The sequence below is a fragment of the Streptomyces sp. Y309 genome (assembly GCF_056712025.1).
Genome location: NZ_CM160048.1, coordinates 3455391 through 3467521, shown reverse-complemented (window position 1 = coordinate 3467521; position 12131 = coordinate 3455391). Strand labels below are relative to the sequence as shown.

Here is a 12131-nt window from a genome sequence, read left to right as displayed (position 1 = left end):
AAGTTCGAACCTATCACCGAGAAGAAGCGGACACGGAGGGTGATTCAGGCACGTCAGACGGCAAAGAAGTGCGCGCACCGGACGACGAGGACCGAGGCACGGAAGACGACTCTCCCGGCTTCTCCTTCATCACCCGATGCGAAATGAACGACCACCCCACGCACCCGGCACACAACACAGCGGCGATCACAATCCCGCCGACCAACTTCCCCAACCGCTCGTCCCACCCACGCCGCTGCCGCTGCCCACCGAACACCACCGCGTCCCGAAGCCGCCGCCGCCGAACGGAGACGGACTCCAGGAGCTGACTGTCGTAGTCCTGGGCTGCCACAGCCACCTTCCTCCTCTCGCCCTCATCCGACCCAACCGCGGCGTCGCCCGCCCGGCACCAGGCTACGAGAGCCTTCTGACAACCTCTTCAATGAACGCGGAGGCCTCCGCTTCAGTGATCTCCACGTGATCGACTTCGTTGTGGCCCAGCTCATAGAGCCGTAGGTATTCAGTCGGTTCCCAACGAAGGTTTCTCGTGAATGCCTCGTCGTGCGACACACCGTCCACCATCCGCCGCCGCACAATGCCAAGAGGGTTGCTGCGCGTGTTCCCTTCACCGAGCTTGGCGTAATACGTGACGTTATCTCCCGGCGAGAGCACACGTACCCGCGCGCCACGGCTGTTCAGCCACTGCTCGAGTTCTTGTCCGAGAACTTCGCGCTGGACGCCTCCCTCGTCGATGGTGGCGGGGCCGTACAGCGTCCCCGAAAGCCCCTGAACCACCGTACGCTCGTCAAGTACGGCCTTTAGGGACGTCTCCCACAGCGACGCATCCGTGAGATCCGCCCCTGAAGCTTGACGCCGAGGAATGACGCACCCTCGAGGTTGGCCCCCCGGAACCGCGCCCCCCGGGCATCCACCGACCACAGTTCACAACTGCCGAGGTTCGCCTCGTTGAGCGTCGCGCCCTGCATGGAGGCATCATCCAGCTCCGCCTTCACCAGTGACGCGGAGGACAGGTCGGCCTCGTCAAGAACCGCGCCTTCCAGGTGCGCCCGGTAGAGATCCGCACCCACAAGCCGGGCCCGACGGAGAACCGTCTGCGTCAGCAAGCTCATCGCGAGATCCGCACCTGACAGATCAACCGCTGACAGGTCAAGCCCTGAGGCATCCAGAATGGAGTCCGATTGCTCCGCCCACTCGCGCAAAGCCTCAGCGGCCTGCACGTCCTGCGGCATCACTTTGACAACCCGGCCCGTGTCACATCGCAGGCTCACCCTCGCGGCATCGATCGTTCCGGCGCGGCACGTTCGGCTGCCCACATCTCCGAATACTCAGGCTTCAACGAAGGAATCACGCCACCCATGCGGTCCACCAGAACGGACGCGACCCCAGCGAACCCCCTCACCAGAGAGCGGAGTGCCTCGTTGTTGGAGTCCTGGTATGCGTTCACGATTGCGTCCACGAACTCCATGAAGAGTTGCTCATCGATTTCGCATTCGTCTTCGATGATCTCGCTCAGCCCTGATTGCCGATTGACGAACCTGGACAACGCGTCGGCTTGCTCGAGAAAGAGCCTAGCCACCGAGTTGGATGGGTTCCAGATTTCCTCGTCACCAACCTGGAAGTAGCAACTCACTCCGCCCACCTCACCCTTACATCGACGTCCGGATTCTTAACCAGCCATTTTTCTACACCGGATTCCACGGCAGCTCGGAACTCTGCCGTGGCACCCGCCTCCGTGAAGCTCAAGCCAATGGGGGCCTCTTCGAATCCCGACATGTGCGCACGCGCTCTGACGTACGAATCCAGCTTCTTGAAGACGTGCTTACTGATCCATTTCTCGACATTCACTCGGGGATCACGCCCAGTGGCAGTCTTCTCTTCCCACAGGACGCCATCCTCGATCCTGTCGATGTCAGTAATCGTGTCAGCCCAGTTCTGCGGATTATCCACCACATAGTTCGTGTCGCCCTCGCGGGGTGGGCGCACGCGGTTTGAATAGCCATCCCCTCCGCCGACGCCTGCAGCCCCTGGGTGCACAGGTTCCCTGACACCTTCGTCGCCACCGCTGCTCCCCGCCGAAGAGTCACCGCCACGTGACGGTGCCTCGTGGGCACCTGAAACGTCTGCTCCGTGCCCACTTGGGGGACTTCCATGGTGCCCCTCAGGCGAACCGCCACCGTGGTGCGCCGATGCACTGGGCGGTGCCCCCGAGGGCGGTTCATGGCTCGCAGCGGCGCTACGTCCCGGGTCGTCGACTCTGCCGTGAGGCAGATGATCTCCGTTGCGGCCGGCGGCTTCAGCCGCTCTGTCACCCGCTTGTGCACCAACGGCGACAGGCTGACGGTCTGGACCCCGAGGGGTAGGTGTCTCCCCTTGTGTGGCGTCAGCGCGTTCGGCGGCCGTGAGTTCTCTCGGGGCTTCCTCGGCCTTCTGGAGGACTTTGCCGTGCTCGTCGATGACCGCGCCCTCGCGCGTCACATAGATCGTCGCACCCTTGTCACTGACGTATGGGATGGCGTCCTTCGGCACAGCAGAGGAACCCGTAGGCACATCCGTGTTCCGGGCGGGCAGGCTATAGCGACCGTCCGGCAGATCGACATATGCGCCCGCGGGGTGGTTCCTCAGAGGCCCCAAGAGATCCCCGACCTTGACCGCCGCGAACTTGACGCCCTTCGCCGCATACGTGAACGGATCGACCGCACGGCCCACCTTGCCGGTCACCGAGACCACCTTCGCCATGGCCCCGCCCTTGACCGCGGCTCCCGCGCCGCGCGTCGCCACGATGGTCACGGCGTTGAATCCGACCAGGCCGGCGGCACGCGCCGGGTTCTTGCCCCACTGGTCGTAGGCGATCAGCCCCTTGCCGGTGTCGACCACCGACTTGCGGGAGTCCCTCAGCCAACCCGGGAGTTGATCGTCTTTGGCCATCCAGAAGGCCCCGCCAAGCGGGGTCATGGTGAGCGTCAGGCCGGTGCTCAGCTTGGCCAGATTGGTCCAGGCTTCCCCAGCCGCGCCCCAGCCGTCCTTGCCGGCCAGCGTGCCGAGCGCCTTGGTCGTACCGACGATGCCGTCGACGATGAACCCCTTGCCGAAGTCCACGGCCTTGTGGGCAAGCCATTCGATTCCGTCGTAGTCGCGCTCGGCCTTGGCACCCCAGGGGAGTTCTTCGGCCTGATCGAGGACTTCGGAGGTATAGCCGTACGTGCCGCAGCTGGTCTGGCCGTCGCTGCTCGGCTTCAGCTGGATGCCGTCGACCAACGCGGTGATCTTGTTGTGGCAGTCGATTTCGGCGGCCTGGAAGGCCAGGGTGGCGACCTTGACGTCGTCCACCAGCCGGTTGTTGTGGTCGACCTTGTCCTGGTCCTTGCGCCAGTCGTCATCGGTCGAAACGTCGTCGATGACGAAGGCACTGGCCTCGATCTGTAGTTGTTTGAGCTTCTCCGCCAGCGGCCGCACTTCGGTCGCGTAGTCGCTCAAGGCCTGCGCGACCTTCTCCAACTGGTCGGCGAACGCGTCCGACCGCGTGGCCACCGGCTTGGTTGTCGCGAACAGTTCCTCTGCCTCAGGAGCCTCGTAGAAGGCCGAGAGCCCCTGGAAGATGGAGTGCACCTGACCGCCGCTGAGGCGGAACAGCGATGCCTCCATGCTGAGGTCCGTTGCGTCCCGCTCCAGCTGTTCCAGGTTGCCCGTGAACTGCGGTATGCCATTGGGGTCAATGAGCTTGCCGCTCACTTGCCACCGCCCCGCGCGCCACCACCGACACCGGGCATGTCGGGCATCGGCATCTCCGCGAGCGCCTTGCCCTGCTTCGTGGCGGCCATGTCCAGGTCACCCTTGATGTACTCCTGAGTGGCCAGGTTGGCGCCATTCAGCGAACTCCCGGTCCGCTTCGCGATGTACGTGAGGTTCTTCGACCACTGGTTGAAGAACACGCCGAGCGCGGACCCCACCGGTCCCTGAGTGCCCTGCCCCTCATGCCCACCCTCGGTGATGGTCCCCGCATGCTTGGCAGCCTGCGGCAGCGTCTTCTGCATCTGCTTACCGGCAGTCGCCATGGTCTCGGCCGCCGTCCCGGCCCGCTGGAGTACCCCCCGGACGCCACCGGGTTCGATGTCCCACGCCGTCATCACACGCCCCCTCGATCTCCGTGCGCCGGACCGCCCGCCTGCGATCCGGTTCCTCAACGTGCCTGCGCTGCGCGTGCTCAGCCGATGTTGTTGACCGCGGCCCGCGCGCGGGCGAGCGTGGTCTGTGCCGTCCCGTCGTTCTCCTCCAGCGTGGAACGCACGAGCCGGATGATCTCCCGGACCTCGTTCGCCGCCTTGTTCCAGCGCACTTCCTTGCCGTGGTACTCGTCCGACACCCCGTCGGCCTGGTAGTCGGCCATCGCGGCCTTCACCGCGCGGTCGCGGTCGCCGAGCACGCGCTCCAGATTCCCGATGATGATGTGCAGACTGCCCTGTACGTCGGCGGAGGCGCCGGTGTCGTACGAGCGCCGGTCCTGATTGCCAGCCATGACAAAACTCCCCGAGTCGAGCCGAAGCGAAGTTGAGCGAAGTTGAGCGAAGTTGATGGACGGGGCCACCCCCGGGCCCCGTTGCACAGCGGCGGTCAGCCGGAGAACCGTGCCGCCTGGAAGTTGGCCGCGCCCATGTTCTTGTGGGCGTTGTCGGACTGCTCCTGCGTACCCGTCCCGAACGCCTCGTCCATCCCCGCCTGACCGCCCAGAATCGACTGCAGCGAACCGTTCAGCGCCGCCGTGATCTCATCCGCCCGCAGCTTGAACGAGTCGAACGTCGCCTTGCCCGCGCCGTTGAACTTCCCCTCCAACGGCTCCGCCGCCTGCACCAGCGCCCGGATCAACGCCCCCAGGTCATCACTGGACCCCGACGTGTTCTTCCCCAACACGGCAAGCGTCGTCTCACCCATGTCGAACTTCACAAGCCACCCCCCACTCGAACCCCCGCCGACCAACGGGTAGTTGATCGACGCAATGACATCACTACATGCGCATAAGGCACTCACGCCACGTAGCGCATCGAACATACTGTCCCACGGCGCATTGCAGGCGCAACGCACTTGGGGACGACACGGCGTGATCCTGCCAACAGACGGCGGGGCTGTGGGGGAGAGCGACCAGGCGTCGGGCAGCACTTCGCGCTTCGGCTTCCGATGCTTCCAGCAGCCATTGCCCCGCCTCCGCACGAGAGACCTGCACGGCGGACGCCCATGGCGATCGCGCGCTCCCTTGACCGCCACGGATTCCACCGTGGCCGGAAATGTGCGAGTGGGACGACTCGCACGTGTCCTTCTCGTTGGCACACCAGTAGTACGCCCCGGGCCGCCCCTGGAATGATCGGCCCATGAGGAACAGCCCGAGCCCCAGCCCCCGCACCTTTGACGATCTCGTCGCCGAAGCCGAAGCCGCCCCCGTGGAAGGCTGGGACTTCTCCTGGTTCGAGGGGCGGGCCACGGAGGAGCGGCCCTCGTGGGGGTACGCGCGGGCCATGGGGGAGCGGCTCGGGCGGGCCGAGGCGGCGCTCGACGTGCAGACCGGTGGGGGTGAAGTGCTCGCCTCCGCGCCCGTGCTGCCCCGGCTCGCCGTCGCCACCGAGGGGTGGCCGCCCAACGTCGCCAAGGCCGCCGCGCTGCTGCACCCGCGCGGTGTGGTCGTCGTGGCCTCGCCCGAGGACGCGCCCCTGCCGTTCGCGGACGGGGTGTTCGACCTCGTCACCAGCCGGCACCCGGTGACACCGCACTTCGGTGAGATCGCCCGCGTGCTGCGCCGCGGCGGTACGTACTTCGCCCAGCACGTGGGGCCCGCCAGCGCCTTCGAAGTCGTCGAGTACTTCCTGGGGGAGCAGCCGGCGGACGTCCGGGGCGCGCGGGACCCGGAGGGGGAGCGGCGGGAGGCCGAGGCCGCCGGGCTCGACGTCGTCTCGCTGCGCGCCGAGCGGCTGCGGATGGAGTTCCACGACATCGGCGCCGTCGTCCACTTTCTGCGCAAGGTGGTGTGGATGGTCCCGGGGTTCACCGTCGACGCCTACCGTCCGCGCCTGCGCGAGCTGCACGAGCGGATCCAGGAGGAGGGGCCGTTCGTCGCCCACAGCACACGGCATTTGTTCGACGCCCGGAAGCGGTAGCCCGCTGCGGTCGCGAGTTGGTCGGCTGTACTGTCGGTTCGGTAAGTGTGCGGCCGTACGCGGATGAGGAGTTGGGCATGGCCAAGGGCAAGGGACCGTACATGTGCGGTCTGGACGCGGCCGTCGACGTCGTCGGCGGCAAGTGGAAGCCCCTCATCCTGTGGGCGCTGTACGCCGGCCGGACGCTCCGCTTCGGGGAGCTGCGGCGGCACGTGCCCGGCGTCAGCGAGAAGATGCTGATCCAGCAGCTCCGCGAGATGGAGGCCGACGGCATCGTGCACCGCGAGGTCTATCGCGAGGTGCCGCCCAAGGTCGAGTACTCGCTCACCGAGCTCGGGCAGAGCTTGAACAAGGCCCTGGAGCCCCTCGGGCTCTGGGGCGACCGGCATATGGAGCGACTGGTGGCCCGCCAGGCGGAGAAGGCCGAGGCTGCCGGGAAGACGTCCGAGGCTGTCGGCAAGACCGCCTGAGGAACGCGCCGGACGTGGCCGAGCCGCGCCCCGTTCACCCGACGCGACGTGGTCGAGCCGCGCCCCGCTCACCTCTCGCAGCCCCGAACCACCCCCCGACACACGGCAATTCAGGCATTCCGGCGCCACGCACGCCAGTTGATTCCGCATCGTTATCGAGACTGGCTCGATTCCGCCCCGCCGCTCCCGTAAGTTCGGACCAACGCTAATTCGCGTGAGCAAAGCTGCGCGGACGGTGCCGCGCAGTGGAGGGGGCTGCGCGGCCTCGCGCACCACCCGGCGGCCACCGACACCGGTCGGCGGCCCACCGGCACCGGCCGGCGGCCCGCCGCACCCCACCACCGCCCCCGCCGCCGTCAAGCCCGCGCCCCTCGCCCGCGTCACCCTTCGGGAGTACCGCCACCGGCGGCCGGATCCCGTCGGGAGGGCCGAAATCCGGCGGGAGAACAGGCTCAGGCAGTCGCCGGGCGATTCCGGAGCGTAGTTGTGGCACGCCGATGCACCGCGAACCACTTACGAAGGGTTATGGTGGAAACCCCCCCTCGGGCCGGTCCGTCTCCCCCCCACGGACCGGCCCGTTTTTTGTGCCCCGAGTGACGCGCCCCTGACGGGCGCAGGTCGACCCATCAGTCCGCCCCGGAGGGGGACTCTCAGGCCCGGCCGGCCCAGATGTTCGTCCCCGCCGTCGACACGGCGAACGTGTCGATCTCCGCGAGCTCCGCGTCCGTGAGCTTCGGCCCCGCCAGCGCCGCCACGTTCTCCTCCAGCTGCTTCACGCTGGAGGCCCCGATGAGCGCGGACGTCATGCGCTCGTCCCGAAGAACCCAGTTCAGCGCCAGTTGCGCCAGCGACTGGCCCCGGCGGGCGGCGATGTCGTTCAGGCCATTGAGACGGCGTACGACCTCGTCGCTCAGCAGGTCCGGGTCGAGGGACTTGCCCTGGGTCGCCCGCGAGCCCTCGGGGATGCCCTTCAGGTACTTGTTCGTCAGCAGACCCTGGGCGAGCGGGACGAAGGAGATGCAGCCCATGCCCGCCGCCTCGAGGGTGTCGAGCAGCTCGTCCTCCTCGGTCCAGCGGTTGATCATCGAGTACGAGGGCTGGTGGATGAGGGGACGTACGCCCATCTCGGTCAGGAGCCGGGCCGCCTCCGCGGTCTGCTCGCTGGTGTACGAGGAGACACCCACGTACAGCGCCTTGCCCTGCTGGACCGCGGACGCGAGCGCGCCCATCGTCTCCTCCAGCGGGGTGTCCGGGTCGAAGCGGTGCGAGTAGAAGATGTCGACGTGGTCCAGGCCCATGCGCGCGAGGGACGCGTCGAGCGAGGACAGCAGGTACTTGCGGGAACCCCACTCGCCGTACGGCCCGGGGTGCATGAGGTAGCCCGCCTTGGTCGAGATGACCAGCTCGTCCCGGTACGGGGTGAAGTCCTGCGCGAAGAGCTTGCCGAAGTTGAGCTCCGCGCTGCCGGGCGGCGGGCCGTAGTTGTTCGCCAGGTCGAAGTGCGTGACGCCCAGGTCGAAGGCGCGGCGCAGGATCGCGCGCTGCGAGTCCAGGGTGCGGTCGTCGCCGAAGTTGTGCCACAGGCCGAGGGAGACGGCGGGCAGCCGCAGGCCGCTGCGGCCGCTGCGGCGGTACTCCATCGCGTCGTAGCGGTCCGCTGCGGCTCGGTACTCAGACATGTCGTTCATGGGCACGAAGCTACTTCAGGGAACCGCGACGCGGCCCGCGCGCGTGTACACAAAGGGCCGCGCCGGAAACGGAACGCGGCCCGCACCCGGGATCGGGAGGCACCCGCGCAGCGGTACGCTTTCGCCTTCGGGGACCGCCGTCCGAACGCAGGGACCGGCCCACGCGCCGTGTCTCCCGGGGCCGACCCCCGGACCCCGGCCGGTCGGCCCCCGGGGCAGCGGTCAACATTCGTGAGAGGTGGAATTCCGTGAGCTTGCGCGACCTGGTGTACGGACTTTACGCACGCCGGGTGGAAGGCCGCCTCGACCACGACCAGGTGCCCAAGCACATCGGCGTCATCCTCGACGGCAACCGCCGCTGGGCGAAGGCCTCCGGCGGCACCACCGCCGAGGGCCACCAGGCGGGCGCGTACAAGATCGAGGAGTTTCTCGGCTGGTGCGCCGAGACCGACGTCGAGGTCGTCACGCTGTGGATGCTGTCCACGGACAACTTCGACCGCCCCGAGGAGGAGCTGGTCCCGCTCCTCGGCATCATCGAGGACACCGTCCGCAGCCTCGTCGACGACGGCCGCTGGCGGGTCCACCACGTCGGCGCGCTCGACCTGCTGCCCTCGCGCACCCAGGGCGTACTGAAGGAAGCGGAGCAGGCGACCCACACCCGCACCGGCATACTCGTCAACGTCGCCGTGGGCTACGGCGGCCGCCAGGAGATCGCCGACGCCGTCCGCTCCCTGCTGCTCGACCACGCCGAGCGCGGCACCCCGATCGAGGACATCGCCGAGAGCGTGGACATCGACCAGATCTCCAAGCACCTCTATACGAGCGGTCAGCCCGACCCCGACCTGGTGATCCGGACGAGCGGCGAACAGCGACTCTCGGGCTTCATGCTCTGGCAGTCCGCTCACTCCGAGTACTACTTCTGCGAAGTCTTCTGGCCGGCCTTCCGCAAGGTGGACTTCCTGCGTGCGCTGCGCGATTACGCGGCGCGCCACCGCCGTTACGGCGGATGACCACAGCAGCCCCGATGAGGTCACGGTAACCAGGAGTTAACCAACGCGCCGTCATATGCCATGGCATGGCTGCGCTTGTTCGAGGGAATACCCCTTGCAGGCCGGCGTCCGATTCACGGTCGCCGGATCTCAGCGGACGGCACGGGGCCGTCCGCCCGGGAGGCCCTTTGCACCAGGACGACCGCGCGCCGAGCGCGGACGACAGGGAGGGCCGGTGCTCGGCCCGCGCAGGGTGGCCAGTCACCGGCCCAGTTCCCTCCGTCGCTCCCCGACCTCATCCGAGGGGGTACGTCCTTCCGTGGTGACCAGCACAAAGCGCCAGCAAGGCCGGCGCACCTATGTTCTCGACACCAGCGTTCTGCTCGCCGACCCGAACGCCCTGTCCCGCTTCGACGAGCACGAAGTCGTGCTGCCGATCGTCGTGGTGACGGAGCTCGAGGCCAAGCGGCACCACCCCGAGCTCGGTTACTTCGCCCGGCAGGCGCTGCGTCTGCTCGACGACTGCCGGATCCGCTTCGGGCGCCTGGACGCGCCGATCCCGATCGGCGGCCTGGGCGGCACGCTGCGCGTCGAGCTCAACCACTCCGACCCCGGCGTGCTCCCTGCCGGTTACCGCCTGGGCGACAACGACGCACGCATCCTCGCGGTGGCGCGCAACCTCCAGGCGGAGGGGTATGACGTCACCGTCGTCTCCAAGGACCTGCCGCTCAGAATCAAGGCGTCGTCCGTCGGCCTCCTGGCCGAGGAGTACCGCGCGGAGCTCGCCATCACGGAGGCCTCCGGCTGGACCGGGATGTCCGAGCTGACGCTCTCGGGGGAGCAGGTCGACCTGCTCTTCGAGACGGAGACGCTGTACGTCCCCGAGGTGGTGGACCTGCCCGTGCACACGGGCCTGACCATTCAGTCCGAGCGGGGGAAGGCGCTCGGCCGCATCACACCCGAGGGCAACGTCCGTCTCGTACGCGGCGATCGCGAGGCGTTCGGCATCAAGGGCCGCAGCGCCGAGCAGCGCATCGCGCTCGACATGCTCCTCGATCCGGACGTCGGCATCATGTCGATGGGCGGGCGCGCGGGCACCGGCAAGTCGGCGCTCGCGCTGTGCGCGGGCCTGGAGGCGGTGCTCGAGCGGCGCCAGCACCAGAAGGTGATGGTGTTCCGGCCGCTGTACGCGGTCGGCGGACAGGAGCTCGGCTATCTGCCGGGCACCGAGGCCGAGAAGATGGGGCCCTGGGCGCAGGCCGTGTTCGACACCCTCGGCTCGGTGGCGGGCAAGGAGGTCATCGAGGAGGTCTCGGCCCGCGGCATGCTGGAGGTGCTGCCGCTCACGCACATCCGGGGCCGCTCGCTGCACGACGCGTTCGTGATCGTGGACGAGGCCCAATCCCTGGAGCGAAACGTTCTGTTGACGGTTCTGTCCAGGATCGGGGCGAATTCCCGTGTCGTACTGACCCATGACGTCGCCCAGCGCGACAACCTCCGGGTCGGGCGGTACGACGGAGTGGTCGCCGTCATCGAGAAGCTGAAGGGGCATCCGCTCTTCGCGCACGTCACCCTCACCCGCTCCGAGCGGTCGCAGATCGCGGCCCTCGTGACCGAAATGCTGGAGGACGGTCAGATCTGATCCGATCTGAGGGGAGTGCCCGATGTGGGCACTCTGACCCGGGGTCGACCCAAAGGGCCCTGGATGCACCGTAGTTGGCGCCGCCCGGCGAAGCAGGAGAGCCTAGCCGGGCGGCGTCTTGGTGTGCGGGTGTTTCCGCAAAACTCCTGGGGCAAACGGGGTGTGAGCTTTCACACGCAACGCAGAATTGCCTCGCGGCGTCTCGCTGCGGCAGAGTCTGGGTCCTGTCAGGCCCCGCATACGGCACTCCTGTACCCCCAGCGGTACGGAACAACAGAACTTCATAGCGAACGCCGTATGCCGCCCGAGCACCAAGCGGCGCTCCTGTCCCAGGAGTTGTCCACCGGGCCCGTGCCTCCCGTGACCGAGTACCAGCGGAGGCCAGCGTCAGGGGCACGATTGCGTCCGCGAGGTCACCTATGCGGGCGATGCTGGAAGGAAACCGTGTGAGCCGGATTTCGGTCCGGGGATTCGCAGTGGCGTCGGCCACCGCGGTCACCACCGTCGGCGCCGTCGTGGGCGTTGCCTCGGGCAACACCGAGTCCTCGAACTCGAACGACCTCGAGGCGACGGCAAGCGACGCGAATCTCCTCGCAGACATTCCCGCGGGTCAGCACGCCCAGGTGCAGACCACGTCCGTGGCGCAGCAGGCCGACGCCCAGGCGATGGCCGCCGACACGGCCGCGAAGAAGTCCGCGGCGGAAGCGGCACGCAAGCAGGCCGCCAAGGACGCCGTCGCCAAGCAGCAGGCTGCCGAGAAGGCCGAGAAGGAAGCCAAGGAGGCCGCTGCCGCAAAGAAGGCCGCGGACAAAAAGAAGGAGCGCGAGGAGGCCGCCGAGAACAAGGCCAGCCGCTCCTCCGGCCGCGACGCCGCCAGCTTCGCGCCGCAGAGCTCCTACTCCGTCTCGCAGGTCCAGGCGATGGCCCGGCAGATGGTCCCCGCCGGTCAGTTCCAGTGCTTCAGCAACATCGTGAACCACGAGTCGACCTGGAACTACAAGGCCACCAACGCCTCTTCCGGCGCCTACGGCCTCGTCCAGGCGCTCCCCGGCTCCAAGATGGCCTCCGCCGGTGCCGACTGGCGCACCAACCCGGCCACCCAGATCAAGTGGGGCCTGAACTACATGAACGACCGCTACGGCAGCCCGTGCGGTGCCTGGGACTTCTGGCAGGCGAACAACTGGTACTGAGGTGTGCGGCGG

General features: G+C 67.7%; 14 protein-coding genes. 5 read left to right on the top strand and 9 right to left on the bottom strand.

What is annotated here, in order from left to right; all coding sequences use genetic code 11:
* Positions 1 to 13: 13 nt before the first annotated feature.
* The 8 genes from AC0KTA_RS13325 to AC0KTA_RS13290 form a co-directional block, all read right to left on the bottom strand.
* Positions 14 to 331 (bottom strand): hypothetical protein, encoded by a 318-nt coding sequence (locus AC0KTA_RS13325; RefSeq protein ID WP_481055336.1) that lies wholly within the window; start codon positions 329 to 331, stop codon positions 14 to 16.
* Positions 332 to 393: 62 nt separating this feature from the next.
* Positions 394 to 774 carry a hypothetical protein gene (locus AC0KTA_RS13320; protein ID WP_481055335.1) on the bottom strand — a complete coding sequence of 127 codons (381 nt, stop codon included), beginning with the start codon at positions 772 to 774 and terminating at the stop codon, positions 394 to 396.
* A 23-nt stretch (positions 775 to 797) separates the two neighbouring features.
* Positions 798 to 1229, bottom strand: a complete 432-nt coding sequence (locus tag AC0KTA_RS13315; RefSeq protein ID WP_481055334.1) for a pentapeptide repeat-containing protein — start codon at positions 1227 to 1229, stop codon at positions 798 to 800.
* 35 nt (positions 1230 to 1264) lie between these two features.
* On the bottom strand, positions 1265 to 1630 hold the full coding sequence (locus AC0KTA_RS13310; RefSeq protein WP_481055333.1) for a DUF6086 family protein: 366 nt from the start codon (positions 1628 to 1630) through the stop codon (positions 1265 to 1267).
* Positions 1627 to 3729, bottom strand: a complete 2103-nt coding sequence (locus tag AC0KTA_RS13305; protein ID WP_481055332.1) for a hypothetical protein — start codon at positions 3727 to 3729, stop codon at positions 1627 to 1629. The genes AC0KTA_RS13310 and AC0KTA_RS13305 overlap by 4 nt, the downstream gene beginning before the upstream one ends.
* Positions 3726 to 4124, bottom strand: a complete 399-nt coding sequence (locus AC0KTA_RS13300; protein WP_481055331.1) for a DUF6507 family protein — start codon at positions 4122 to 4124, stop codon at positions 3726 to 3728. The genes AC0KTA_RS13305 and AC0KTA_RS13300 overlap by 4 nt, the downstream gene beginning before the upstream one ends.
* 77 nt (positions 4125 to 4201) lie before the next feature.
* Complete coding sequence (locus AC0KTA_RS13295; protein ID WP_481055330.1) at positions 4202 to 4513, bottom strand: pore-forming ESAT-6 family protein; 312 nt, start codon at positions 4511 to 4513, stop codon at positions 4202 to 4204.
* Positions 4514 to 4608: 95 nt separating this feature from the next.
* Positions 4609 to 4938 (bottom strand): hypothetical protein, encoded by a 330-nt coding sequence (locus AC0KTA_RS13290; RefSeq protein ID WP_481055329.1) that lies wholly within the window; start codon positions 4936 to 4938, stop codon positions 4609 to 4611.
* Between the two features lie 422 nt (positions 4939 to 5360).
* On the opposite strand from AC0KTA_RS13290, the gene AC0KTA_RS13285 reads away from it, so the two are divergent.
* Together AC0KTA_RS13285 and AC0KTA_RS13280 are read left to right on the top strand one after the other, a co-directional pair.
* Positions 5361 to 6140 (top strand): class I SAM-dependent methyltransferase, encoded by a 780-nt coding sequence (locus AC0KTA_RS13285; RefSeq protein ID WP_481055328.1) that lies wholly within the window; start codon positions 5361 to 5363, stop codon positions 6138 to 6140.
* A 77-nt stretch (positions 6141 to 6217) separates the two neighbouring features.
* Entirely contained in the window at positions 6218 to 6610 is a 393-nt protein-coding gene (locus AC0KTA_RS13280) for a winged helix-turn-helix transcriptional regulator (RefSeq protein WP_481055327.1), read from the top strand.
* 650 nt (positions 6611 to 7260) lie between these two features.
* Here the strand turns inward: AC0KTA_RS13280 and mgrA are convergent.
* Positions 7261 to 8298 (bottom strand): L-glyceraldehyde 3-phosphate reductase, encoded by a 1038-nt coding sequence (mgrA, locus tag AC0KTA_RS13275; RefSeq protein ID WP_481055326.1) that lies wholly within the window; start codon positions 8296 to 8298, stop codon positions 7261 to 7263.
* Positions 8299 to 8546: 248 nt separating this feature from the next.
* Here mgrA and AC0KTA_RS13270 point away from each other — a divergent pair, with 248 nt between their 5' ends.
* The 3 genes from AC0KTA_RS13270 (at position 8547) to AC0KTA_RS13260 (ending at position 12119) form a co-directional block, all read left to right on the top strand.
* The gene (locus AC0KTA_RS13270) at positions 8547 to 9308 is read left to right on the top strand and encodes an isoprenyl transferase (protein WP_481055325.1); all 762 of its coding nucleotides are present in this window, start codon (positions 8547 to 8549) and stop codon (positions 9306 to 9308) included.
* Between the two features lie 298 nt (positions 9309 to 9606).
* Positions 9607 to 10929: a PhoH family protein gene (locus AC0KTA_RS13265; RefSeq protein WP_481055324.1), complete on the top strand. Its 1323-nt coding sequence runs from the start codon at positions 9607 to 9609 to the stop codon at positions 10927 to 10929.
* A 446-nt stretch (positions 10930 to 11375) separates the two neighbouring features.
* Entirely contained in the window at positions 11376 to 12119 is a 744-nt protein-coding gene (locus tag AC0KTA_RS13260) for an aggregation-promoting factor C-terminal-like domain-containing protein (RefSeq protein WP_481055323.1), read from the top strand.
* Positions 12120 to 12131: the final 12 nt, after the last annotated feature.